Raw genomic sequence first — 24,527 nt, forward strand, 5'->3', positions numbered from 1 at the left:
TGGGGTGCCGGGGCAGGATGGTGTTTGCGGCGCCGTCATTCGGTGGGCGGGCGCAGGTTGTGCGCCCACAGGGTGGGTTCGCTGTGCTCATAGCCCAGGACGCTGACACCGGCCGTCGCCAGCGCGAAACGGCGGCCCTCCCGGACCTCGAAGCCGAGCCAGCGGGCGATCAGGGCGCGGGAGAAGTGCCCGTGGCCGACGAGGACCACATCGCGGGTGTCCAGTGCGTTTCGCGCGGTGCCAAGGACACGGTCCGCCCGGGCGCGGATCGCGTCGGCGGATTCACCGCCGGGTACGGTCCCGGACCAGATGGTCCATCCGGGGTCGTGGGCCCGGATTTCCGGGGTCGTGCGGCCTTCGTACTCGCCGTAATCCCATTCGGCGAGGTCCGGTTCGACCTGCGCGCCGGGGAGCCCGGCCAGTTCGGCGGTACGCCGGGCGCGGGCACGGGGGCTGACCAGGATCAGCGGATCCCGTAGCCGCAGTCCGGCCAGGACGTGCCCGGCCGCAGTGGCCTGGCGTTCACCGGCCGCGGTGAGCGGTAGATCGGTGCGGCCGGTGTGTTTGTGCTGAACCGACCAGCTGGTCTCGCCGTGGCGCAACAGCACCACACGGGCGTCCTCCTCCGGACCGGGCATACGCACCATGATGCCGGGGCCCGGACCGAACGGCTGAGGTGGGGCGGTGGCCGCCCGCTCAGTGCGAGGTCGCCAGGGTGAGTACGACCAAGGGGATGGGGCGTTCCGTGGTGGCTTGGAAGCCGGCGAGCAACGGATTGTTCTCGAGTACCCAGGCGGCGAACTCGTCGTAGGCGGCGCCGGTGAGGGCACGCGCCGTGGCGTGGTACACGTGATCGCCGAGTTCCACGATCACCGCGGGATCCGCCTGCACGTTGTGATACCAGGCGGGATCACCGCTGTCGACCAGCGAACTGACGTACAGAGTTTCGTCGCGATACAGCGCACCCAGCGGAACCACATGCCGTTTACCGGTTTTCGCGCCCGTGGTGGTGAGCAGCAGTAGCGTGGCCCCGGCGTAGTCGCCGCCGACCCGTCCGCCGTTGGCCCGGAATTCGCGGATCACCTCGGTGTTCCAGACGGCCGGATCCTGCTCGGTGAACCGGTTCCACGGCGCGTCGGGATCGTCGTAGCGGGTGTATCCGGCCGCAGGGGCCGATTCGGTGGGCGGGGCTGCTTCTGTCATACGGGCCAGTGTGCCCGCGGGCACCGACAAAAACGTTTCACCGCAGTGGTTTTGCCGGTCTGTTCGCGTCGGACTCACCCGTGTCGGTGGCGTCGGGATCGGCCAGCGCGACCAGTTCGCCGTCGCGATGTTCCAGCACCGTGTTGCCGAGTACCGCCAGCGATATCGGGCCGCCCCCGTAACCCGGCCGGTCCACCGGTATCCGGGCCACCTCGGTGCCGTCGGCCGGGTCGAGGGCCGCTATCGCCCCGGGAACGGGGATCAGCAGCCGGTCGGCCATCAGCGCCGGCGCACCGAGCGCATCGCCCGCTGTCCACAACGGCTCGAAAGTACCGGCCTGCAAGGCGATGACACTGTTCCCGGTGAACACCAGGAAGGCCGAACCGATCCGTACGGCAGTGCTGTTCTCGGCGAGCGGAGCCGAGAGCTCCTGCACCACGATCGGGGTGCCCTTGGCATCGAATATCGTCAGGCGCGGCGCGGCGGGCTCGGGTCCGGTTTCGCCGGGCTGATAGACCGCGATCCGGTTGTCGGAGACCGCGATAACGCGCGCATCCGGCGAATCCGCCCCCGGGCCCTCCAGGATCCGTGAGCCGTACTCCTCCGGCACATTGTCGTCCTTCGGTGCGGGAGCCAGGACGGTGAGCCGATTCGCGGGATCGTCCGGGCACCGTTCGAGCACCACCAGGCGCGACGAGCTGGACGCCGCCGAACGCAGATCGCAGCCCTGGCGCGGCTGGGTTTTCCAGTTCTCCTTGGCATCCACATATCCGTATTCCAGGGTGCGGACGAGATCCGAGCGCCAGACCTCCAGCCGCTCCGGCCCCTGCGCCACCACATAGGTGCCGTCCACGGACAACCGGACCTGATCGTCCATATAGCTGCTGCGGGCGGTCCGGCGGCGGCCGTCGGCAGCGGAGAGCATGCTGGTCTCGCTGCAGCCGCGATCACTCCGGTAGACCGCGATCACCATCCCGAACTGCGCCTCGACACCGCACAGCGGCAGATCGCGGGTGTATCGCCACACTTCTGCACCGGTCCGCGGATCGTGCCCGGTCACCGTGCCGCCCTCGCCGGTGACGGCCACACCCTCGGCGGTGAGCGCACGCGCCGTGGCGGAATCGGGTGAGCGCCACAATTCCCGCAGTTCGCCCGGGAGTTCACGGGCGGCCGCGGGCGAGCGAGCGGGCCGGTCGGCGACCACCGACTCGGTACCGGCGACATCGCTGCTCACCCATGCCACGACCACCCCGATCACCACGACGAGGGCGATCGCGGCAGCGGTGATGACATCGGCGCGCGTTCGCCGCTCGGGTGCGAGCACGTACGCGAGCTTAATAGGTGCTGCCGGGGCGATCGTCCGCAGCCCGCGCCCGCCCGGAGCGGATCCGGAGGTGCCCAGGACACGCAAGTATGCGTCGAATTCGGAGTGCGCTCACCGCGCAGACGCGGGCCGACCGCGGAAGTGAGCTGGTGTCCACCCGAGGATGTGCGCCGATCGCCTGGAACACCCCTCCGGCGGCTGCTCGTGCGCAGGACGCGCACGCTCGGGTCGAATTCGCCGGAAACGAGGATGCCCACAGACGAGTCCGACGTCGAGGGGCACCCGATGGATGCTTCCGAGTCGTCCGGACGGTGCTCGCAGCACTGTTTCAGGAGCCCGGATACGGATCGGGCCGGCGGTCGGTTGACCGCCGGCCCTGGACCGGTCCCCGAGGGCCGATCAATCCTGCGCCGGTGAACTGCCGTTCGCGGTGGCGTCGGCGGTGCCGGCCGAATCGCCGGCGTCGCCGGTGGGCGCCGCGTCGCCGTCGGCCGGTGCTTCGCCGCCCGCCGCGTCCTGGCCGGCCGGTTTGCGGCGGCGCCTGCGACGGGCCGGTTTCTCGGTGCTCTCGACGCCGGTATCGGCAGCCTCGGCCGTGTCCGTGTCGGTGTCGGTGCCGCCGGTCTCGTCACCGGCGACACTGTCACCCGCCGCTGAGCGGCGCCGGCGCCGGCGCCGACGGGCCGGGGCATCCGCCTGGCCGGCTTCGGGGCCGGAATCGGCAGAGCTGTCAGCGTTCCCGGTCTCGGATTCCGCGGTATCGGTGCCGGAATCGGCTGTGACCGTGCCGGGCTCGATCGCCTGACCGCCACGGGTGCGTTTCCGGTTGCGTTTGCGCGGCGCCCGGGCCGGCCGTTCGACCACCACGGCATCCGCTTCGCGCTCCGGTTTCCGCGTGCCGACGGTGCCGGTCACGCCCTCCGGAATGCCGAGATCGGAAAACAGGTGCGGTGACCGCGAATACGTTTCCACCGGTTCCGGGATACCCAGTCCGAGCGCGGCGTCGATCGCCGCCCAGCGGGTGAGCTCGTCCCAATCGATCAGGGTGACCGCGACTCCGGTCCGGCCCGCCCGGCCGGTGCGGCCGATCCGGTGCACATAGGTCTTCTCGTCCTCGGGGCACTGATAGTTGACGACATGGGTCACATCGTCGATATCGATACCGCGGGCGGCGACATCGGTGGCGACCAGGACGTCGATGGTGCCCTTACGGAATTTCGTGAGCGCTTTCTCGCGGGCGATCTGCCCGAGATCGCCGTGCACGGCGCCGACCGCGAAACCGCGTTCACCCAGTTCGTCGGCGACCTTTTGCGCGGTGCGTTTGGTCCGGGTGAAGATCATCGTGGCGCCGCGGCTCTCGGCCTGCAGGATCCGCGCGATCAATTCGCTCTTGTCCAGCGCATGTGCCCGGTAGACGAATTGCGCCGTCCGATCGTGGACCGCCGAATCGTGCGGTTCCTCGGCCCGGATATGGGTCGGCCGGGTCAGGAAAGTGCGGGCCAGGGTGATGATCGGCCCCGGCATTGTCGCCGAGAACAGCATGGTCTGCCGTTTATCGGGGACCATGTTGAGAATGCGTTCGATATCCGGGAGGAAGCCCAGATCGAGCATTTCGTCGGCCTCGTCGAGGACCAGAACGCCGACCTTGCCCAGAATGAGATGCTGCTGATCGGCCAGATCCAGCAGGCGCCCCGGGGTCCCGACCACGACATCCACGCCTTCGCGCAGGGCCGCAATCTGCGAATCGTAGGGGCGACCACCATAAATGGAGGTCACCCGCAGCGGGCCGCGCTCGGTGCTGACGTATTTGGCCGCGTTCTCCAGATCCTTGGTCACCTGGATGCACAGTTCGCGCGTCGGCACGATGACCAGGGCACGGGGAGTGCCGTCCAGCGGGCTGGTACCGGATTCGAGCGTGCTGATCCGGTGCAGCAGCGGCACCCCGAACCCGAAGGTTTTACCCATTCCGGTACGGGCCTGCCCGATGAGATCCTCGCCGGCCAGGGCCAGCGGCAGGGTGAGTTCCTGGATAGCGAATGTACGTTCGATACCCATCTCACCCAGTGCGCGGACAATTTCGTCACGCACACCCAATTCGGTGAAAGACGGTGCGGTATGACCGGCGTCCAGTTCGGCTGTCAGCAGAGTTTCCGCCAGACCGGGTTCCGGTTCGACTGTGATCTTGCTCAGGTTCGTGCCTTCCCTCGTTATCGCGCTACACGCGCACGAGGCGTGGGGCGGACCGGCCGGTCCGCGACGACCACGGATCCGCCCTGCGATATTCACCCGGGCCGCCGCCGGATGTCGGCAGATGCCCGCAAACGGGGCAGCGAAGCTCGGACATCGGCGCAGCGCATCGGTGACGCGGATCTGGTGCGCGCACATTTTCCTGGACCCCGCAGAATTCCCGACCACCGCCCGGCGCACCCGCGGTGCGCGACTCTCGGCGCCGCCGATCTCAACGGATCGGCCGAATTCTTCGGATGTCCGTGGCGATTGTAGCTCTGTTATCGGCGCGCTGGCGCGCGCGGGGTTTTGGCCCCCCTTGGGCCCTGCTTTCAGCCCTCGAGACTCGCGCCTGCGGCGCATGCGCTTCGAGGGCTGAAATCAGGGCCGGGCCAAAACCTTCAAGGGCCTCGTAAGACTCGGCGCCGCCACTGGGCGCCGTCGATCGGGCTCGGAATGTGATCTCGAATGCTCGTGTGTTCGGCGTCGCCGCTGGCGTGTCACGCGAATGCTCGTATCCGGACCCATGAGGACCGGTTCTCTCCTGTGTCGCGGAGTACGCCCATAATTTCTGCGTGAGTATTGCAGATCGAGGTATTGCCCTGGCGGATCGCGCCGTGCGCGCGGTCGATCCCGAGGGCGAGCTGACGCGGACTCTCGAGCGTGCCGCGCGTAACGCGTGGGCCCTGACTTTCGGCGATGGTGTCGAGGGGCCCCGGCCCACGCCCGCGACAGTGCTGTGGGATGAACCGCACCGTCAGTTGCGGCGGTTCGAACCCGCCCCGGTCACCGGACGTGGTCGTTCGCGACCCGCGGTCCTGCTGGTGCCGCCGCTGGCCGCGCCGGCCAGCTGCTTCGATCTGCGGCCCGGCCAGAGCCTGGCCGAGTTCCTGCTCGAGACCGGACGTGCGCCGTATGTGATCGACTACGGCGAGATCACCTACGGCGACCGCCGGATGGGGTTCGAGGACTGGGTGCACGACATCATTCCGGAAGCCATCCGGCGTACCGCCGCCGACCGGATCGGCTCCGACGGGGAACCGCGGGTGGATCTGGTCGGCTGGTCGCTGGGCGGCACCATGGCGCTGCTCGCGGCCGCCGCGCACACCGACCTGCCGATCCGGTCCATCACCGCGATCGGGTCGCCCTTGGACTACAACGCGATGCCGGGCACGCCGCAGCTGGCGGCGCTCGCCCGGCGCACCGGGACCGGCGCCGCCGTGGGTGCGGCGCTGGGCGCGGTGGGCGGGGTTCCGGCGCCGCTGACCCGGCTCGCCTATCGCCTCACCGCCTGGGATCGGGAGGTCAAGCGGCCCTGGTTCGTGGCCGGCAACCTGGCACGTACCGAATCGCTGGCCCGGATGGAGGCCGTCGACCGGTTCATGGCGGAGATGCCGGGCTATCCCGGCCGGACGTACCAGCAGCTGTGGAACCGGCTGGTACTGCGTAACGAGATCGGCCGCGGTGAGGTCCGCTTCGGGTCCGGACGGATCCGCCTGGCCGATGTCACGGCGCCGGTGCTGCTGGTCGGCGGCCCGTCGGATGTGATCACCCCGGCCCGGGCGGTCGAACGCGGCCTGCACACGCTCACCGGTGCCGAATCCGTGCGATACGAGACCGCGCCCGGTGGTCATCTGGCGATCCTGACCGGTGCCACTGCCCGCGACACCACCTGGGCCTACCTCGACAAGTTCCTCACCACACCGGCGTGACCCCGGTCACCGCACATCGGCAGGTACTACGCTGGAGTTCCATGGGAGCACAGTCATCCGCGCTGGGTGTTACACCGAGTGAACCGGCCTCGTCACCTATCCCCGCCGAGCATCCCGGTGTCACCGATCTGTTCGCGGTGCTGGCCTACGGCGAGATATCCGCGTTCTACCGGCTCACCGAGGAAGCCGCGCTGTCGCCGTCCCTGCACGGCAAGGTCGCGGTGGCCCGGATGGCGGCGGCGGAACTCGCGCACTTCGAACGGCTCGAATCGGCGCTCACCGAACGCGGCACCGATGTGTACACGGCGATGGCCCCGTTCACCCGCGCGCTGGACGACTACCACCGTTCCACCGACCCGTCGACCTGGCTGGAATCGATGGTGAAATTCCACGTCGGCGACGGTATCGCCGCGGATTTCTATCGGGAGATCGCCGGCGCGCTCAGCCTGGATGTGGCCGAGGTGGTGCGCGATGTGCTGGCCCAGACCGGGCATTCGGAGTTCGTGATCGACGAGGTCCGCAATGCGGTCGCGGCAAGCCGCTCCGAACGCGACCGCCTGACGCTCTGGGGCCGGCGTCTCCTGGGTGAGGCGATCACCCAGGCCCAGTATGTGATGGCCCAGCGTGACGAGCTGACGGAGCTGGTGCTCGCGGCGACGGGGGATCTGAACGGGATCGCCACGCTGTTCGACCGCATGCAGACGGCGCACGCCGAGCGGATGGCGGTCCTGGGGCTGTAGGACCTGCGGTGTCCCCGGTCTCGGGGACTGCTCACGAAGGCGTCGGGTGCCCGTTGCGGAGTTGACCTGCGTACCGGTTCGTGACGGCGCGAAGGCGAGGTCTGGTTCGCGAAGGCGGGGATCCGGTTCGCGAACGCTCGCGCCGTGTTTTCGGCGCCGCCGCTGGGCAGGTTCGATCGGGCCTTGCCGGGGCGGCGAGACCTGCGGGGTGGGTGGGTCCGGGGTGTGGTTGTTCGCTGAGGGCGCACCCGGGTGTGTGCCACGGGGCTTCCCAGCTCCACTAACCTTGCGGGGACAGCACAGGACTCTAGGTTCGGAGGTTGGCCGTGGAGGTCAAGATCGGTATTTCGGATAGCCCGCGGGAACTCGTCATCGCCAGCTCGCAGAGCCCGGACGAGGTCGAGGCCCTGGTATCCGAGGCGCTGGGCGCCACGAGCGGGGTCCTCGCGCTCGCCGACGAGAAGGGGCGGAAGTACCTGATCCAGGCCGCGAAGGTCGCCTATGTGGAGATCGGCGCCGTCACCGGCGGCAAGGTCGGTTTCGCCGCGGTCTGAGACCAGGGTCCGGAAACTTCGAAGCCCCCGCCGATCGGCGGGGGCTTCGTGCGTTACGGCATCGGATGCAGTGGGACGTGCTTGAGGCCGCCCCAGGCCAGTGCGACCGTGGTGTCGACGGCTTCGTCCTTGGGGATCGGACGGTCGGCTTCGAGCCAGTACCGGGCGGTGAACTGGCTGGCGCCCACCAGGCCCACGGCCAGGATGCGGGCCCGGTAGGGGTCCAATCCGGAATCGTGGGCGACCAGGTCGTATACCGCGTCCACGCAGGCTTCGGTGGCTTGTTCGACGCGGCGCTGCACCTGGGGTTCGTTGGTGAGGTCGGATTCGAAGACGAGGCGGAAACCCTGCATCTCGTTGTCCACGAAATCGTAGTAGGCGGCGACGGCCGCCCGGACCCGCTGTTTGTTGTCGGTGGTGGAGCGCAGCGCCTGGCGCACGCTCGAGACCAGCATGTCGACGTAATTCTGGAGGACCGCCAGGTACAGCTCCAGTTTGCTGGTGAAGTGCTGGTAGAGCACCGGCTTGCTGACGCCGGCGCATTGGGAGATCTCGTCCATCCCGGCGGCGTGGTAACCGCGGAGTACGAAGACCTCACTGGCGGCGGTCAGAAGCTGCTGGCGTCGTTCGTCACGTGGAAGCCGGGTGCCACGTTTGGGGGCGGTGCCGGAAGAGGAGCGCGACGTCATCCGGTCCACGAGGTCGGTCATATTCGGATCTCCCAGTCGATTCCCCGGCAAAGGGGTGTGTACCGGGTCTTTCGAGCACCATACTCGCTCACAGTGCTCTTGCCGACCCGGGTCGGCGAACCCGGAGATCGACCGCGATCTGCGCGGTGCGCTGGGAACACCCTGCCGATCGGTCCGGACCGGACGCCCGGACGCCCCCTCGAGCACCGCCGTTGTCCCCGGTCCGGCGGCCCTGTGAGAGTGTGGACCGCGTGACCGACCGACCGGACAGCTCTTCCGGCGGCGGGCGCAGCGCGCACCGCCCCCACGATCCAGACCGCACGGTCGCCGAGCAGCAGACGGCGGCCGAGGCCGGGTCCGCGGTCGCGCGAGTGGATGAGTCCCGGCAACCACTGAGCGCGAGCTGGGATCCTACCGCGACCCCGCCGGCCGCGGCGCGGTCCCGACCGGCCGGTGGGTGGGCGCGCCTGCGGTATTTCGCCGCGCGTTACGGCTGGCGCGCGTATGCCCTGCCGGTGTTGCTGGCGCTCACCGTCTTCGTGGCGGTCGATGCGGTCCGGGCCGGGTCGGGGACGCCGGCGGATCCCGCCGACCCGGCGCTGGGCGCACTGGGGCCGCCCCCGGCGAGTGCCGGGGTTATCGGTGCCCCGCCCGGTGACGGGCATTTCCCGGAGGATCTGCCGATCGGTGTGCTACCGGCCGGCGGGAAGTTCACCGAAGCCGGGAAGGGTAACTGGCGGATCGTTCCGGGCGGGTCCGAACGGATCGGCGCGGGGGACCAGTTCACCTTCACCTATACGGTCGAAATCGAGAACGGGGTCGACACCAGGGAGTACGGCGGTGACGAATCCGTGGCGCGGCTCGTCGAATCCACCCTCGGCAACCCGAAGAGCTGGATCCACGACCGGAAGTTCGCGTTCCAGCGCATCGACCGCGGGGTTCCGGATTTCCGGATCTCGCTCACCGCCCGCACCACCACGCGCACGGCCTGCGGTTTCGAGATCCCGATCGACTCGTCCTGCTACAACTCCGACCAGGCCCGGGTGGTGTTGTCGGAGGCGCGCTGGGTGCGCGGGGCGACGGCGTTCGACGGGGATATCGGGTCGTATCGGCAGTACCTGGTCAACCACGAGGTAGGCCATGCCATCGGCTATCACGCGCATCAGCCGTGTGAGAGCGAGGGCGGTCTGGCGCCGGTGATGATGCAGCAGACCTTCGGTACGGCGAACAACGAGATCGCGGCTCTCGACCCCTTCGGCGTGGTGCCGATGGACGGGAGAACCTGCCGGTTCAACCCGTGGCCGTATCCGCGCGGCTGAGCCTCCGACGCGCGGGACGGCGGCCGCGCCCGGGGCCCGCACAACCTGGCGAAGTGCCGCGGCACAGCCGGGGTGCGGGGCTGCGGTCGAGCCCGGGCGCGGGGTGCGGGCGGGTCGCGGGAAGAATGCTCGGTGCGGCCGCGTTGTACCCGGAACCGACGCCGGTGCGACCGGTTGCCGCATCGGCCACGGGCCGCCGTCCGTACAGCCGCGCACACCGCAACCCGGCTATTCGATACGAGGAGTTCGCAGACGTGTCATCACCGAAGTCCCTGCCCCCGCTGGTGGAGCCCGCGGCGGAGCTGACCAAGGACGAGGTCGCCAGGTACAGCCGCCACCTGATCATCCCCGATCTCGGGATGGACGGGCAGAAACGGCTGAAGAACGCGAAGGTGCTCGTGATCGGTGCGGGCGGGCTGGGTTCGCCGGCCCTGCTGTATCTGGCCGCGGCCGGGGTGGGGACGCTGGGCATCGTCGAATTCGACGAGGTGGATGCCTCGAATCTGCAGCGGCAGGTCATCCACGGTGAATCCGATATCGGCCGGCCCAAGGCCGATAGTGCCCGCGATTCGATTCTGGAGATCAATTCCGGGATCGATGTGCGCCTGCACAAGATCCGGCTGGAACCGGAGAACGCGGTACAGCTGTTCGCCGAGTACGACCTGATCGTCGACGGTACCGACAACTTCGCCACCCGTTATCTGGTCAACGATGCCGCGGTGCTGGCCGGTAAGCCCTATGTCTGGGGATCGATCTACCGGTTCGAGGGGCAGGTCTCGGTGTTCTGGGAGGACGCCCCGGACAACCGCGGGATCAACTACCGCGACCTCTACCCGGAGGCTCCGCCGCCCGGCATGGTGCCGTCCTGCGCCGAGGGCGGTGTGCTCGGGGTGCTGTGCGCCTCCATCGGCTCGGTCATGGTCACCGAAGCGATCAAGCTCCTCACCGGTATCGGGGATCCGCTGCTGGGCCGGCTCATGGTGTACGACGCACTCGATATGAGCTACCGGACGATCAAACTGCGCCGTGATCCGGCGCGGCAGCCGATCACCGAGCTGATCGACTACGAGGCGTTCTGCGGTGTGGTGTCGGAGGAGGGCCAGGCCGCGGCGGCCGGGTCGACCGTCACCGCGCGGGAACTCAAGGACATGCTCGACGCCGGCGATGTGGAACTGATCGATGTGCGCGAACCCGTGGAATGGGACATCGTCCATATCGACGGCGCGACGCTGATCCCGAAGGACCGGATCCTTTCCGGTGAAGCGCTATCGGAACTGCCACAGAACCGCAAGATCGTGCTGCACTGCAAGACCGGAGTCCGGTCGGCCGAGGCGCTGGCGGCGCTCAAACGGGCCGGTTTCGCCGACGCGACCCACCTCCAGGGCGGCGTGATCGCATGGGCGCACCAGGTGGATCCCTCACTGCCGGTGTACTGAGTCGGCCGGATGTGGGCGGTGGGCCCGGCCCGGTGATGCGAAGCCGCGCCGGATCGTTGCCGAGGCCACCGTGCCCGATTCGGCAGGCGTCTCCCATGGTCGGACGCGAACACCGTCGGAGCGGCGTATCGCCCTGTAGGTGAGCGAGTCAGGAGCTGCCGAAGGGGCGATTACCGGCCGCCGTGAAGCGCGCCGGTCCGGGTTCATCGGTGCCCGTTCTCGGTGTCCCTGGCCGCGCCCCCGGCTCGGCAATGCTTGGGTCGGCGGCGAGGTTCCGGCGGGCCGGATCGGCGTGTCGCGGCACGGCTACGGCCCGGTGTGGCGCACTGTAGCGGCTGGGCCCCGGGAGTACGGTACGGCCGTGACCACCACAGTCGAACCCCCCGAGCATGTGCGGGCCACATTCGGTCTGCGCGAGATGAGCCCGGTCGCTCTCGGCGATTGGGAGGGCGGCTGGCGCCTCGGTGACGTGGTGCTCAGCCCCGTCGCCGATCACGCCCGCGCCGCGTGGTCGGCGAAAATACGGGAAAGCCTGCGGGTGGACGGTCTGCGCCTGGCGCGGCCGGTGCGGGCCACCGACGGGCGGTATGTGGTGTCGGGCTGGCGCTGCGACACCTATATGCCGGGGTCGCCGGAACCCCGTCACGACGAGGTGGTCTCGGTATCTCTGCGGCTGCACAAAGCAACCGCGACCCTGGACCGGCCGCGGTTCCTGTCCCAGCCGCCGGTGACGCCGTGGCTGGACGTGGATGTTTTCGTGGCCGCGGACCGGGCGGCCTGGGAGGCGGTGCCGCTGCGTACGTTACGCGCGGCGGGCGCGGTGATGGAGAACTCCCCGGACGGCCGGCACAGTCTCGAATTGATCGGACAGCTGGCCACCCTGCGCAAAACGGTGCACACCCCCGCGCAGCTCGTGCACGGCGACCTCTTCGGCACCGTATTGTTCGCGGGCGCGCAGACCCCGGCACTGACCGATATCACTCCGTACTGGCGGCCGCCGGCCTGGGCCGCGGGGGTGACCGTGGTGGATGCGCTGTCCTGGGGTGGCGCCGACGAGGGCTTGCTCGAGCGCTGGTCCGATCTGCCCGAGTGGCCGCAGATGTTGTTGCGTGCGGTGATCTTCCGGCTGGCGGTGCATGTGCTGCATCCGCGCTCGACGCCGGAGGCGCTGCCGGGGTTGGTGCGGACCGCCGATATGGTCCGGTTCATGGTGTAACCGGGTATGCGGAAGGGCCGGTCGGGTAGGTACCGGCCGGCCCTTCGCATATCGGGTTTCGTCACACGTTGGCGTAGGCCAGGGACGGGATCCGGGCCGCGGCGAACGAGGTCCGGCGGTAGAACCACCAGGTGACTCCGGCCATCACCAGGAACGCCCCGGCATAGGCCCAGAAGGCCGGTTCCATGGTGCCGAAGTTCGTATTGGACAGGCGTAGGGCCTGCTGCAGGACGAATCCACCGAACGCGCCGACGGCTCCGATAACTCCGATCGCCGCGCCGGCCTGCCGTTTCGCCGAGGCGGCCGATTCGGCGGGCTCGATCCCGTGTTCGGCGGCATATTTCTTGGCCTCCGCGCTGAAGATGGACGGGATCATCCGGTAGGTGGACCCGTTCCCGATACCGGTGAGCACGAACAGGACCAGGAAGGCCAGCAGGTACAGCGGGAAACTCTTCATCTCCAGCGCGGCCATGATCAGGGCCACGGCGATCGCCATTCCGCCGAACACCATCATGGTGATCTTCGCGCCGCCGCCCAGCTTGTCCGAGAGCCAGCCACCGAAGGGCCGGGAGAACGAGCCGACGAAGGCACCGAGGAAGGCGAGGTTACCGATGGTGCTGATCCAGCCGATATTCGCCAGGTCGGGGAAGTTGGCTTTGATCAGGGTCGGGAACGCGAACGAGAAGCCGATGAACGACCCGAAGGTACCGATGTAGAGGAAGGCCATCACCCAGGTGTGCCGGTTGGTCAGGGCGAGTTTGTAGGAGCGGCCGTCGGATTTCGCGGTGGACAGGCTGTCCATATAGCGCAGTGCCCCGAACACGGCTGCCAGGATGAACGGCATCCAGACCAGCACCGACAGCGTGATACCGAACCGGTAGCCGGCCGCGTCCTTCGCGGTGAGATGGGTGCCCAGCGTGATCAGCAGCGGCAGGAGCAGCTGGGTCTGGGCCACGCCGAGGTTGCCGCCGGCAGCGTTGATGCCCAGGGCCGCGCCCTTCTTTCCGTCCGGGAAGAAGAACGAGATATTGGCCATCGACGAGGAGAAGTTACCGCCGCCGAATCCCGATAGGGCGGCCAGCAGCACGAAAACCCACATCGGAGTGCCGGGCTGGTTGACGAAGAACACCAGGCCGAGGGTGGGAATCAGCAGCATGCCCGCGCTGAACGCGGTGAAGGCCCGCCCGCCGAAACGGGGGATGGCGAAGGTGTAGGGGATACGCAGGGCCGAACCGACAAGTGTCGGAATGGAAGTGAGCAACAGCGCGTTGCTCACCGCCACCGGGTTACCGCTGCCCAGACCCTCCAGGAAAGGGAATCCGGCGGCGCCCATGCTCGTGACGACGCTGGCCCAGATGACCCAGATGCTGAAGCCCAGGTTCTCGGCGAATACCGAGAAGATCAGGTTCTTGCGGGCGGTGCGGTCGGCGCCGGATTCCCAGAACCGCTCGTTGTCCGGTTCCCACTGCTCGATCCAGCGCCCGCGGCGCTGGTGGGTGAAAGATGTTGCTGTCTCGGGTGTTTGCCGGCCGGTGTCGACTATCGCGGTCATCGGCGCCCCTCTCGTCATGGCTCGATATCCCCGCCGGAACCGGGGTGCCCGGCGCGGCGGCCGGGTGGTCGAGTGCGGTGTTGTGACGTGAGGAAACGCTAGAAGCCGGGTGTTTCAACGGAATAGCGCGCTATGACGATCGGCACAAATCCCGCTCACGGGCGCGGAATACGCGGGTGATCGATACGTAACGTCGTTGGAACCGTCAGCGGTCGGGATAGTCGGCCAGCAGAGCGTCGAGGAAGCAGCGGGTGGTCTTGGCCGCGCGTTCGGCGTCACCGTCGGTGATCGCCTGCACCAGTTCGGTGTGCTCGGCGCTGTACCAGTTGTCGAGCCGGGCGGTGCGCGAACGGATCGACGATTCGATACAGCCGAGCAGGGAATCGTAGAACTCCAGATACACCGCGTTGTGGCTGGCGACCACAATCGCGCGGTGCAGTTGCACATCTGCTTCTATGGCCGCCGCCCGATCGATGCGCCACAGCCGGTTTCGTTCCTCGAGCAGATGCTGCAGCGCGGCGATATCGGATTCGTCGCGGCGGTGCGCGGCCAGCGCCGCCGCGGTGGCCTCCAGTCCCTGGCGCAGTTCCAGGACGTCGCGTTCGGCGGCCTCACCGAAGTATTTGGCCAGGGTGCCCCCGACCTCGGAGGTGGCGATGACATAGGTACCCGAACCCTGCCGCCGTTCCAGCATGCCGGCATGCACCAGCGCCTGGACGGCCTCGCGTAGCGTATTGCGGCCGGTACCGGTCAGTTCGGCGAGTTCGGGCTCGGTGGGTATCCGCGTCCCGATCGGCCAGCGTCCCGAGCGGATATCCTCTTTGAGTTGCTCGGTGACCTGGGCGATGAGGCTGGTGCGGCGAACGCTTTGCACGTCGCCAGAGTACCGCCCGTCACAACTCCCTTGCCCCATTCGTGGGGTCATCCTATGATTTTTCGGTGACTGCAGCGCTGCCCGAGGCCACCCGTCCGGCCGACCCGCCCTCTGTGGGCCGGCGTCGCAGCCTCATCGAGGGCCGGCTCCTGGTACTCGCAGCGATCATCATGTCCGCGCTCACCCTCCGGGTGGCCGTCACCGCGTTCACTCCACTCGCCGAGGAGATCGGCGAACATATCGGCTACTCCACAGCGGTCGTCGGCGTGTTCGGCATGATCCCGACGCTGATGTTCTCGCTGACCGGGCTGCTGACACCACTGCTGGCGCGCCACCTGGGCCTGGAGTGGACCGTGCTGCTGGCGATGACCGCGGCCGGCGTGGGCATGCTCGCCCGCGTGCTGGTCTCGGAGACCGCCGGCCTGCTGCTCTTCTCCGCGCTCGCGCTCGGCGGCATGGGTATCGGCAATATCGTGGTCCCGCCACTGGTGAAGCGTTATTTCCCCGACCGTGTCGCCACGGTGAGCGCGCTCTACATCACGATGGTGCAGATCGGCACCGTTCTTCCCGCACTGGTGGCGGTCCCGCTGGCCGAGGCGCACGGGTGGCGGGTCTCGCTGGGTGTGTGGGCGCTGCTCGGCTTCGCGGCCGCCGTGCCCTGGATCGGTGTGCTGCGCGTTCGGCGGGGTCACGCCGCGGCGGATACGACCGGATTGCCCGCCACCTCCGGGCCGGCCCCGAAGTTGTGGCGCTCGCCGCTGGCCTGGGGAATGTCGGCCATGTTCGGGATGACCTCACTGACCACCTATTCGGTGTTCACCTGGTTGCCGACCATCCTGTCCGACGCCGGTGCGGACGCGGCTTTCGGCGGTTCGATGGTCGCGCTGTTCGCGCTCATGGGCCTGATAGCGGCCTTGACGGCGCCGACCGTCGCGGCCCGGATGACCAACCCCTTCCCGGTGGCCGTGGGCTGCGCGGTGTGCTTCCTCGTGGCCTTCGCCGGTCTGTTGATCGCGCCGATGAGTGCACCGGTGCTGTGGGTGGTCATCCTCGGGCTGGGCCCCAGTACCTTCCCGATGGCGCTCACGCTGATCAATCTGCGAACCCGGACTCCGGCCGGATCGGCCGCCCTGTCGGGGTTCACCCAGGGCGTCGGTTACGCGCTGGCCTGTATCGGACCCCTGGTGTTCGGCATGCTGCACACCGCGACCGGCGGCTGGACGGCACCGTTCGCGCTGCTCGCTGTCTCGGTGGTGGTGCTGCTGATCGGGGCGTGGCAGGCGTGTAAACCGCGGCTGCTGGAAGACAGCCCCGCAGCGCCCTGAGCGGTTCGCGTCCGCGGCGCCGATTCTCCCGCCGAGTTGCGTCCGGCAGTGACGCAGGTCATCATTTCCGCAGGCCCTCACCGCGCTTCCCGGTGAGAATGGGCATTTCGTGACGCCCGGAAACGCTTCTGTGACACCGAGTTAACAAGCGCGGGTTTCTCACCTGTGTGATGCCGTCCGCGTGAGAAACCGTTGATTCGGTGGTCATTTTGGGCAGCATTGCGGCAATACCTGTTTCCTAACGTGGGGTCCAACCACGTTGGGAGGCCCTTTGAACACGCAGACAGAAAGTCGCCGCGGCGCCGTGCAGGCGTTGTTCCGGCGGCCGAAACTGGAGCGCTGGGATGCGGAGGACACCGCGGCCTGGGAAGCCGGCGGTAAGAAGATCGCCACGCGCAACCTGATCTGGTCGGTGGTCGCCGAGCACATCGGATTCTCGATCTGGTCCATCTGGTCGGTCATGGTGCTGTTCATGCCGACCGAGACCTACGGGATCGACGCGGCCGGCAAGTTCTTCCTCGTCGCGGTACCGACCCTGGTCGGCGCGATCCTGCGCATTCCGTACACGGTCGCGACGGCCCGGTTCGGCGGTCGCAACTGGACGGTGTTCAGCGCCGGTGCGCTGCTGGTCCCGGCGCTGCTCACGCTCTACTTCGTGAACCAGCCGGGTACCTCGTATACGACCTTCCTGATCGTGGCGGCATTCGCCGGTCTGGGTGGCGGCAACTTCGCCTCGTCGATGACCAATATCAACGCCTTCTACCCGCAGCGGCTCAAAGGCTGGGCCCTGGGGATGAACGCGGGCGGCGGCAATATCGGTGTCCCGGTCATCCAGCTGTTCGGTCTGCTGGTCATCGCGACGCTCGGCAACGAGTACGCCTCGGTCATCTGCGCGGCCTACCTGGTGCTGGTCGTCCTGGCCGGACTCGGTGCGGCGCTGTTCATGGATAATCTGCCGAACCAGAAGGCCGATCTGTCCTTCATGCTCACCGCGCTGAAAGTGCCGCAGTCCTGGGCCGTTTCGTTCCTCTACATCGGTACGTTCGGTTCGTTCATCGGTTACAGCTTCGCCTTCGGACAGATCCTGCAGATCAGTTTCGTGGCCGGCGGGGACACCGCGGCCGAGGCCACACTGCATGCCGCGCAGATCGCGTTCATCGGACCGCTGCTCGGTTCGCTGGCCCGCCCCTACGGTGGCAAGCTCGCGGACCGGATCGGCGGCAGCAAGGTCACGCTGTTCACCTTTGCGGCCATGATGGTCGCGGCCGTGGTGGTCGCGGTGGCATCGACGGTCGCCGATGGTTCGGGTGCCGGATTCTCCGGCCCGGTGCTGGCGGTGCTGGTGGCCGGGTTCGTGGCTCTGTTCGTGCTGTCCGGGGTGGGCAACGGGTCCGTCACCAAGATCATCCCGTCGATTTTCGACGCCAAATCGCGCAGCCTTGACGCGAGCCCCGCCGACCGCGCCGCCTGGGCGCAGAACACCTCGGGTGCGCTCATCGGGTTCGTCGGTGCCATCGGCGCGCTCGGCGGGGTGGGCATCAACCTGGTGCTCCGGTCGTCGTATGCCTCGACGCAGTCCGCGACCACTGCCTTCTGGGTGTTCATGGCGTTCTACATCGCCTGCGCCCTCGTCACCTGGACGGTGTTCCTGCGCCGTCCCGGCCGTCCGGCGCCCGGCCACGAAATCGTCGCCGAAGCCGAGGCCCTGGTCCGCCGGGCCGAATCCGGCAGCCGCAGCTCAGCCCAGCCCACCGAATCCCGGTCCGCCCGGTCGTCGGTCTGACACCGGATCTCCACGGAGGACACCATGAACGCACAGCGCAAAACAGTCGTCGTCGCCGGTCACGGCATGGTCGGGCACCGGTTCGTCGAGGCGCTCCGGTCGCGGGACGAGGCGGGCAGCTGGCAGGTCGTCGTGCTCGGCGAGGAGAAGCTGGCCGCCTACGACCGGGTGGGTCTGTCCTCCTACGTCGGTGCCTGGGATCCGGCGTCGCTGGCGCTTCCGGGCAACGAGTACGCCGGCGACGAGCTGGTGGACCTGCGCCTGGGCCAGCGTGCCGAGGCGATCGACAAGGACGCCCAGAAGGTGACCACCGCCTCCGGTGAAGTGCTCGACTACGACGCGCTCGTCCTGGCGACCGGTTCCTACCCGTTCGTGCCACCCGTGCCGGGGCACGAACATCCGGAATGCTTCGTCTACCGCACCCTGGAAGACCTCGACGGCATCAAGGCCGCCGCCGAGGCGGCCGGTCCGGGCGCCCACGGTGTGGTGGTCGGTGGTGGTCTGCTCGGCCTGGAGGCAGCCAACGCGCTGCGGATGCTCGGGCTCACCCCGCACGTGGTGGAGTACAACGACCGCCTGATGCCGGCCCAGGTCGACGAGGGCGGTGGCGCGATCCTGGAGAAGCTGGTCAGTGATCTGGGACTGCAGGTGCACACCGGTGTGGGCACCGCGGGTATCGAACGCACCGAGGACGCGGCGCCGGCCGAGCGGCTACGGATCACCTTGTCCGACGACCAGGTGATCGACGCCGCCCTGGTGGTGTTCTCCGCGGGAATCCGCCCGCGGGACCAGATCGCCCGGGACGCCGGCCTCGACGTCGGCCCGCGGGGCGGCATCATCACCGACCTGAGCCTCGCCACCTCCGACCCGAATATCTACGCGATCGGTGAATGCGCCGCGATCGAGGGCGTCTGCTACGGCCTGGTCGCCCCCGGTTACACCACCGCCGAGATCGTCGCCGACCGGCTGCTCGGCGGTGCCGGGGAGTTCCCGGGCGCCGATATGTCCACCAAGCTGAAGCTCCTCGGCGTGGATGTGGCCAGCTTCGGCGACGCCCACGGCAAGACCGAGGGCGCGCTCTCGGTGGTGCTGCACGACGCGGCCCGCGGCACCTACGCGAAACTGGTGATCTCGGACGACGCCCAGACGCTGCTCGGCGGCATTTTGGTGGGCGATGCCACCCAGTACGCCGCGCTGCGGCCGCTGGTCGGGCGGCCGCTGCCGGCCGAGCCCGCGGCCCTGATCTCCCCCGCCGGTGCGGAGCTGGGCGCCGACGCACTGCCCGACGAGGCGCAGATCTGCTCCTGCAACGATGTGAGCAAGGGCGCGATCTGCGGTGCCATCGCCGAGGGTGCCTGCGATATCCCGGCCATCAAGGCCTGCACCAAGGCCGGTACCTCCTGCGGCGGCTGTGTGCCGATGATCAAGAAGGTGCTCGAACAGTCCGGCGTCGAGATGTCCAAGGCGCTGTGCGAGCACTTCGAGCAGTCGCGCGCCGAACTGTTCCAGGTCGTGCAGGCCACCGGTATCCGCACCTTCACCGAGCTCATCGCCCGGCACGGAAAGGGCACCGGCTGCGATATCTGCAAGCCGACCGTCGCCTCCATCCTGGCCTCCACCTCCAGCGATCACATCCTGGAGGGCGAACAGGCCGCGCTGCAGGACACCAACGATCACTTCCTGGCCAATCTGCAGAAGAACGGCACCTACTCGGTGGTGCCGCGGATGCCCGGTGGTGAGGTCACGCCCGAACAGTTGATCGTGATCGGTGAGGTCGCCAAGGAGTTCGGGCTCTACACCAAGATCACCGGTGGGCAGCGGATCGACCTGTTCGGCGCCCGCGTCGAACAGCTGCCGCTCATCTGGAAGCGGCTGGTGGACGCCGGGATGGAATCCGGGCACGCCTACGGCAAATCGCTGCGCACGGTGAAGAGCTGCGTGGGGTCCACCTGGTGCCGCTACGGTCAGCAGGATTCGGTCGGGATGGCGGTGCTGCTGGAGAAGCGTTACCGCGGCCTGCGGTCACCGCACAAGCTGAAGCTGGCCGTCTCCGGCTGCGCCCGGGAATGCGCCGAGGCCCGCGGCAAGGATGTGGGCGTGATCGCCACCGAGAACGGCTGGAACCTCTACGTCGGCGGTAACGGCGGCCTCACCCCGAAGCACGCGGTGCTGCTGGCGGGCGATCTCGACGACGCCACCCTGATCTCCTATATCGACCGCTACCTGATGTTCTACATCCGCACGGCGGACCGGCTGCAGCGCACCGCGCCCTGGCAGGAGGACCTCGGCATCGACTACGTGCGCGAGGTGGTCTGCGAGGACAGCCTCGGGATCGCCGCGGACCTGGAAGCGGCCATGGCTTCGCATGTGGACGGCTACCGCGACGAATGGGCCGCGGTGCTCGAGGACGAGCAGAAGCTCTCGCGCTTCGTCTCCTTCGTCAATGCCCCTGCCGAAGCGGATCCGACCATCTCGTTCGACGACAGCGGCGAACGCAAGGTCCCGGTTCTGCTCGGTTTGCCGGGCATGCCGGGAGCCGGCAGCGGAGTGTAACCACGGAGGGCGTGGTGGGCAGGCCGAAAAGGACACAGCCTGCCCGCTACGCCCACGAGCGGCAGCGGAGGTGACCACAGCGGCGGGAGGGGATGCCGGATGAACACGGCAGGCCCGGAATCGTGGCGGCAGTATCGCTACGAGTGGGAAATGACGGCTTAACCGTCAGGAAACAGGACGTCGGTACCAATGGGGTAGGCGTGCGGAGGAAACCACGGGGATGCGGTACCTCCGCCTTCGCTGCGGCCTCCGCGGACCGCGTGTACTGCCTTCGAAGGAGGCTTCCAAAATGACCGTAATTGATACAGCTGAAGTTGCTGCCCCGGCCACCACCCGGTGGACCCAGGCTTGCCGGCTCGATTATTTGATTCCCGGCCGCGGCGTCGCGGTGTTGCTGCCCGGTGGGCAACAAGCCGCGTTGTTCCTGCTGCCCGAGGGCACGCTGTACGCGGTCGGCAATATCGACCCCTTCGGCCGGGCGGCGGTGATGTCGCGTGGGATCGTCGGTGACCGCGGCGGCGAGCCGGTGGTCGCGTCGCCGCTGCTGAAGCAGGCTTTCTCCTTGCTCGACGGGCGGTGTCTGGACAACGACACCGCATCGCTGCCGGTATATTCCGTGCGCGTGGACGACGGACTGGTCTCGATCTCCGACGAACCCGCGATGGTGGCCACGAGCGGCAGTCCGGTATGACGGTTCCGGATACGAGCACCTCGCTGGCCGGTTTCACCATCGGCATCACCGCCGCCCGGCGCGCCGAGGAATTCGCCACCCTGCTCACCCGCCGGGGTGCGACGGTCGTGTCCGCGCCGGCCATCCGGATCATTCCGCTGGCCGACGACACCGAACTCGAACGGGTGACCCGGGAGCTGGTCGCCGACCCACCGCAGATCGCCGTCGCCACCACCGGTATCGGTTTCCGGGGCTGGGTGGAGGCCGCCGAGGGCTGGGGCCTGGCCGAACAGCTGCGTTCCACGCTGGGCGGTACCCGGATGCTGGCCCGCGGTCCCAAGGCCAAGGGCGCGATCCGGGCGGCCGAACTCCGTGAGGAATGGTCGCCGGCCTCCGAATCGTCGGCGGAGGTCCTGGACCATCTGCTCGCCGAAGGTGTCGAAGGCGTGCGGATCGCGGTCCAATTGCACGGCGCGACCACCGAATGGGAGCCGATCCCGGATTTCTGCGAGGTGCTGCGCTGCGGTGGCGCCGATGTGGTGCCGGTGCCGGTGTACCGGTGGGAACCGCCCGCCGATCGCGGTCCGATGGACAACCTGATCGAGGCCATCGTCACCTCCGCGATCGACTGCGTGACCTTCACCAGCGCTCCCGCGGTGGCGTCGATGCTGATGCGGGCCAAGGAAACCGGTGTGCTCGAAGGGGTGCTGCACGCGCTGCGCAGCCGGGTCCCGGCGGCCTGTGTCGGACCGATCACCGCGGCGCCGCTGGAGGAACTCGGGGTGCCGGTCACCATGCCCGGTCGCGCCCGGCTGGGTGCCCTGGCCCGCCATGTCGCCGAGGAACTGCCGCGCCGCGCCGGCCGGATCAACGCCGCGGGTCACACCATCAGCGTGCGCGGTGCGTGCGTGGTGGTGGACGGCACGGTGAAACAGCTGGCGCCCGCACCGATGGCGTTGATGCGGTCCCTCGCGCGGTATCCCGGTCGCGTCGTATCCCGGGAGGATCTGCTCGCGACCCTGCCCGGCGGTGGCGACGACACCCATGCGGTGGAGACGGCGATCGCCCGGTTGCGGGCGGGTCTGGGTACGCCCAAGGCGATCCAGACAGTGGTCAAACGGGGGTACCGGCTGGCGATGGATCCGGCCGAATGCACCGACAACAACGCCGATACCGCGCCCTTGTCCGCGGCTCCGGCCCGCAACACCCGCTATGTGCGGACGGTGGTGCCCGGGTGAGGCCGCCGGAAGCGCCCGCGCTGGTTCTGGTGGCGCACGGAACCCGCAGCGGTAAGGGCGTGGAGATGATCGCCGCGCTGGCCGAGGCGGTCGGTCGCGAACTGGGTCACCGGCCTGACGGGGCCGGTACCCGATGCGTGCACGGCGGCACCGGACCTGATTCCCGGGGTCGCCGGGCAGCCCTTCCCGGTACGCACGGGTTCGCGGGGTGCGGGTGTGTAGCCAACCCCCTCGCCGACTTGGCCACCACGCCTGGTGCGCCCGCTATGGGCGCGGTGGTGCGTACCGCGTTCGTCGATGTGCTCGGTCCGGCGCCGTCGGAAGTGCTGCGCGATCTCGCCGCTCAGCCCGCGAATCCGGCTCCGGCCGTGGTGGTTCCGGCTTTCCTGGCTTCGGGGTACCACGTCTATCAGGATGTGCCGAGGGAAGTGGGCGACAGCGGTCATCCCGCGGTGACCGTTACGCCCGCTATGGGCCCCGACCCGGCGCTGGCACGGATCATGGCCGTGCGGTTGCGCGCGGTCGGGTGGCGTCCGGGCGACTCCGTGGTCTTCGCGGCGGCCGGCTCTTCGGACCCACGGGCTCGCGCCGATGTGTGCCGGGCCGCCGCCATGCTGACCGCGCAACTCGCGACGCCTGTACGCACTGCGTATGTCGCTACGGGCACACCGCGTGTTCCCGAGGTGGTGGCGCAACTGCGTGCCGAGGGGCAGGAACGGGTGTTCATCGCCTCCTATCTCCTGGCACACGGTCTGTTCCACGAACGTCTCCACCAGGCCGGCGCGACCGGGGTCGCCGATCCGATCGGTGTCCATCCCGCGGTGGTCCGGTTGATCGCGGATCGCTACCGCGCCGCCGTCCGGGAGCAGTCCGGTCGGCCCGCACGGAGGTTGGCGGGATCCGCCGGGCACTCTGCGGATCGGCCGGGCGCCGGTTCGCGCTCCTGACCGGATCGCCGTCCTCTTGTGCCGGACAACGGCACGAGCGGAAGTTGTCGTTGTTCGGCTGGTCCGCGGCTGTCATGATCGACCTCTGACCGGGCTGGAAGAGGTGCGATGGGTACATGGGGCGTGGTGTGCGCGTTCGACGAAGCAAGGTTCCGAACCGCTGTTGTCCCGGCTCTCAGGTCCGGGCCCGATCATCCGATAGTCGCGGGTGCTATTCGTCGCTGGCGTGTTCACTCTCTGGTGGCGCTCAGTTCCGAGACTCCGGGCAACTTCGAGGGATTGGCCGAGGTGATGGCCCATGTCGACGACTCGTTCTCCGACTGCGACCTGGGACGTAACTTCGCCGTCGCCCACGGCGAGATCCGCGCGTGGTCACAGCCGCCGGAATTATCCGATTACGACGGATCGATGTGGGACTACTACGATTTCGCCGACCTCGTCGAATGGATCATCACCCGTGAGACGCTGCAAGCCTGCGCGTGGCTCGGCAGCTGGGGCTCACGTGTCTCGAGTGTCTTTCGGGAATACCGGGGCGAAAAGCACGCACCGGTCAGCGAGCTGGGCACACTGCTTGCACGACTGGACCACGGTGCCGCGTATTTGATCGACCCCACCGGCGGAGAGGGTATCCACGGTTGGCTCGATGCCGCTGAAACCCGGCGCCTGGCCGCCTTGATACCACCGAAACCCCGTGGCGATATCGGCGATCTGTCAACGACCGACAGATGTTGGATGCAGGGGCAACTGTGGGCGGTCCTGGACTGGGCGATCGGCCGCGATCTCGGCCTCTTGTGGGGAGGTGACCTCGGGATTCTCTACGAGCAGCATCCCGAGGTCGTATTCTTCGATGACGGTGCATCACTACCGGTATGGCTCGCCGGGTGAGCAGGGTGCGTCTCCTTGAACGTTCCGGCGGACAACGGCACGAATGCGCTCCCGGTCTCGGCGGGCATACTGTCCAGGTCCTGCTGTTATTCGATGGTGACGAGGAGGAGCTCGCCGCGGACTCTTCGACATCTGCGGTTCTCACATCCACTAGTTGCGTCATATCTGATGAGTAGCAGGCTGACCGGGCACGCCCTCGGCACTCGGCTCTCCTCGGCGGTCGCGGACGGTGGTCACCTCATTCGCCGAGGCTTTGCCGGCATTCGTCGAGGCTCGTGCCC

General features: G+C 68.3%; 20 protein-coding genes. 13 read left to right on the forward strand and 7 right to left on the reverse strand.

All coding sequences use genetic code 11. The features are described from left to right. Window positions 1-35 precede the first annotated feature (35 nt). The 4 genes from ACIA75_RS30325 to ACIA75_RS30340 all read right to left on the reverse strand — a co-directional run bounded on the left by ACIA75_RS30325 (window position 36) and on the right by ACIA75_RS30340 (window position 4,738). Window positions 36-638 (reverse strand): acid phosphatase, encoded by a 603-nt coding sequence (locus ACIA75_RS30325; protein ID WP_397110048.1) that lies wholly within the window; start codon window positions 636-638, stop codon window positions 36-38. Between the two features lie 58 nt (window positions 639-696). Next, entirely contained in the window at window positions 697-1,203 is a 507-nt protein-coding gene (locus ACIA75_RS30330; protein ID WP_397110051.1) for a nitroreductase/quinone reductase family protein, read from the reverse strand. 37 nt (window positions 1,204-1,240) lie between these two features. After that, entirely contained in the window at window positions 1,241-2,527 is a 1,287-nt protein-coding gene (locus tag ACIA75_RS30335) for a PQQ-binding-like beta-propeller repeat protein (RefSeq protein WP_397110053.1), read from the reverse strand. 399 nt (window positions 2,528-2,926) lie between these two features. After that, complete coding sequence (locus tag ACIA75_RS30340; RefSeq protein WP_397110352.1) at window positions 2,927-4,738, reverse strand: DEAD/DEAH box helicase; 1,812 nt, start codon at window positions 4,736-4,738, stop codon at window positions 2,927-2,929. Between the two features lie 659 nt (window positions 4,739-5,397). On the opposite strand from ACIA75_RS30340, the gene ACIA75_RS30345 reads away from it, so the two are divergent. The 3 genes from ACIA75_RS30345 to ACIA75_RS30355 all read left to right on the forward strand — a co-directional run bounded on the left by ACIA75_RS30345 (window position 5,398) and on the right by ACIA75_RS30355 (window position 7,759). Next, window positions 5,398-6,465, forward strand: a complete 1,068-nt coding sequence (locus ACIA75_RS30345; RefSeq protein ID WP_397110355.1) for an alpha/beta fold hydrolase — start codon at window positions 5,398-5,400, stop codon at window positions 6,463-6,465. Between the two features lie 41 nt (window positions 6,466-6,506). Further along, complete coding sequence (locus ACIA75_RS30350) at window positions 6,507-7,205, forward strand: ferritin-like fold-containing protein (protein ID WP_397110055.1); 699 nt, start codon at window positions 6,507-6,509, stop codon at window positions 7,203-7,205. A 326-nt stretch (window positions 7,206-7,531) separates the two neighbouring features. Beyond that, on the forward strand, window positions 7,532-7,759 hold the full coding sequence (locus ACIA75_RS30355) for a DUF3107 domain-containing protein (protein ID WP_397110057.1): 228 nt from the start codon (window positions 7,532-7,534) through the stop codon (window positions 7,757-7,759). A gap of 53 nt (window positions 7,760-7,812) precedes the next feature. Here the strand turns inward: ACIA75_RS30355 and ACIA75_RS30360 are convergent, their stop codons facing one another. After that, window positions 7,813-8,469 (reverse strand): TetR/AcrR family transcriptional regulator, encoded by a 657-nt coding sequence (locus ACIA75_RS30360; protein WP_397110060.1) that lies wholly within the window; start codon window positions 8,467-8,469, stop codon window positions 7,813-7,815. Window positions 8,470-8,699: 230 nt separating this feature from the next. Between ACIA75_RS30360 and ACIA75_RS30365 the strand changes: the two genes are divergently transcribed. The 3 genes from ACIA75_RS30365 (at window position 8,700) to ACIA75_RS30375 (ending at window position 12,419) form a co-directional block, all read left to right on the forward strand. Then, on the forward strand, window positions 8,700-9,767 hold the full coding sequence (locus ACIA75_RS30365) for a DUF3152 domain-containing protein (RefSeq protein ID WP_397110062.1): 1,068 nt from the start codon (window positions 8,700-8,702) through the stop codon (window positions 9,765-9,767). Between the two features lie 254 nt (window positions 9,768-10,021). Then, on the forward strand, window positions 10,022-11,203 hold the full coding sequence (gene moeZ / locus ACIA75_RS30370) for an adenylyltransferase/sulfurtransferase MoeZ (RefSeq protein ID WP_397110064.1): 1,182 nt from the start codon (window positions 10,022-10,024) through the stop codon (window positions 11,201-11,203). Between the two features lie 361 nt (window positions 11,204-11,564). Further along, the gene (locus ACIA75_RS30375) at window positions 11,565-12,419 is read left to right on the forward strand and encodes a TIGR02569 family protein (protein WP_397110067.1); all 855 of its coding nucleotides are present in this window, start codon (window positions 11,565-11,567) and stop codon (window positions 12,417-12,419) included. Window positions 12,420-12,480: 61 nt separating this feature from the next. On the opposite strand, the gene ACIA75_RS30380 is transcribed toward ACIA75_RS30375, so the two are convergent. After that, window positions 12,481-13,971 (reverse strand): MFS transporter, encoded by a 1,491-nt coding sequence (locus tag ACIA75_RS30380; protein ID WP_397110069.1) that lies wholly within the window; start codon window positions 13,969-13,971, stop codon window positions 12,481-12,483. 205 nt (window positions 13,972-14,176) lie between these two features. After that, a complete protein-coding gene (locus ACIA75_RS30385; protein ID WP_397110071.1) occupies window positions 14,177-14,845 on the reverse strand; it encodes a FadR/GntR family transcriptional regulator in 669 nt (222 codons plus the stop codon). A gap of 65 nt (window positions 14,846-14,910) precedes the next feature. Here ACIA75_RS30385 and ACIA75_RS30390 point away from each other — a divergent pair, with 65 nt between their 5' ends. From ACIA75_RS30390 to ACIA75_RS30420, 7 genes are all read left to right on the forward strand, one after another. Beyond that, window positions 14,911-16,170 carry a CynX/NimT family MFS transporter gene (locus tag ACIA75_RS30390; protein ID WP_397110073.1) on the forward strand — a complete coding sequence of 420 codons (1,260 nt, stop codon included), beginning with the start codon at window positions 14,911-14,913 and terminating at the stop codon, window positions 16,168-16,170. Between the two features lie 304 nt (window positions 16,171-16,474). Next, window positions 16,475-17,953 (forward strand): nitrate/nitrite transporter, encoded by a 1,479-nt coding sequence (locus tag ACIA75_RS30395; protein WP_397110357.1) that lies wholly within the window; start codon window positions 16,475-16,477, stop codon window positions 17,951-17,953. A 24-nt stretch (window positions 17,954-17,977) separates the two neighbouring features. Beyond that, window positions 17,978-20,506, forward strand: coding sequence for a nitrite reductase large subunit NirB (nirB, locus tag ACIA75_RS30400; protein WP_397110076.1), 2,529 nt, complete (start codon window positions 17,978-17,980; stop codon window positions 20,504-20,506). Between the two features lie 289 nt (window positions 20,507-20,795). After that, the gene (nirD, locus tag ACIA75_RS30405) at window positions 20,796-21,197 is read left to right on the forward strand and encodes a nitrite reductase small subunit NirD (protein ID WP_397110078.1); all 402 of its coding nucleotides are present in this window, start codon (window positions 20,796-20,798) and stop codon (window positions 21,195-21,197) included. After that, complete coding sequence (locus ACIA75_RS30410; protein WP_397110080.1) at window positions 21,194-22,414, forward strand: uroporphyrinogen-III synthase; 1,221 nt, start codon at window positions 21,194-21,196, stop codon at window positions 22,412-22,414. The genes nirD and ACIA75_RS30410 overlap by 4 nt, the downstream gene beginning before the upstream one ends. Continuing rightward, window positions 22,411-23,361, forward strand: a complete 951-nt coding sequence (locus tag ACIA75_RS30415; RefSeq protein WP_397110082.1) for a sirohydrochlorin chelatase — start codon at window positions 22,411-22,413, stop codon at window positions 23,359-23,361. Before ACIA75_RS30410 ends, ACIA75_RS30415 begins: the two co-directional genes overlap by 4 nt. Window positions 23,362-23,601: 240 nt before the next feature. After that, on the forward strand, window positions 23,602-24,246 hold the full coding sequence (locus ACIA75_RS30420; RefSeq protein ID WP_397110084.1) for a hypothetical protein: 645 nt from the start codon (window positions 23,602-23,604) through the stop codon (window positions 24,244-24,246). Window positions 24,247-24,527 lie beyond the last annotated feature (281 nt).

This window comes from Nocardia sp. NPDC051750, assembly GCF_044453135.1.
GTDB lineage: Bacteria > Actinomycetota > Actinomycetes > Mycobacteriales > Mycobacteriaceae > Nocardia.

Bases quoted from the DNA above. Each gene is read 5' to 3' on its own strand.
- ACIA75_RS30325 (WP_397110048.1), bottom strand. From the start codon at position 638: ATGCCCGGTCCGGAGGAGGACGCCCGTGTGGTGCTGTTGCGCCACGGC.
- ACIA75_RS30330 (WP_397110051.1), bottom strand. From the start codon at position 1,203: ATGACAGAAGCAGCCCCGCCCACCGAATCGGCCCCTGCGGCCGGATAC.
- ACIA75_RS30350 (WP_397110055.1), top strand. From the start codon at position 6,507: ATGGGAGCACAGTCATCCGCGCTGGGTGTTACACCGAGTGAACCGGCC.
- ACIA75_RS30360 (WP_397110060.1), bottom strand. From the start codon at position 8,469: ATGACCGACCTCGTGGACCGGATGACGTCGCGCTCCTCTTCCGGCACC.
- ACIA75_RS30380 (WP_397110069.1), bottom strand. From the start codon at position 13,971: ATGACCGCGATAGTCGACACCGGCCGGCAAACACCCGAGACAGCAACA.
- nirB (WP_397110076.1), top strand. From the start codon at position 17,978: ATGAACGCACAGCGCAAAACAGTCGTCGTCGCCGGTCACGGCATGGTC.
- nirD (WP_397110078.1), top strand. From the start codon at position 20,796: ATGACCGTAATTGATACAGCTGAAGTTGCTGCCCCGGCCACCACCCGG.
- ACIA75_RS30410 (WP_397110080.1), top strand. From the start codon at position 21,194: ATGACGGTTCCGGATACGAGCACCTCGCTGGCCGGTTTCACCATCGGC.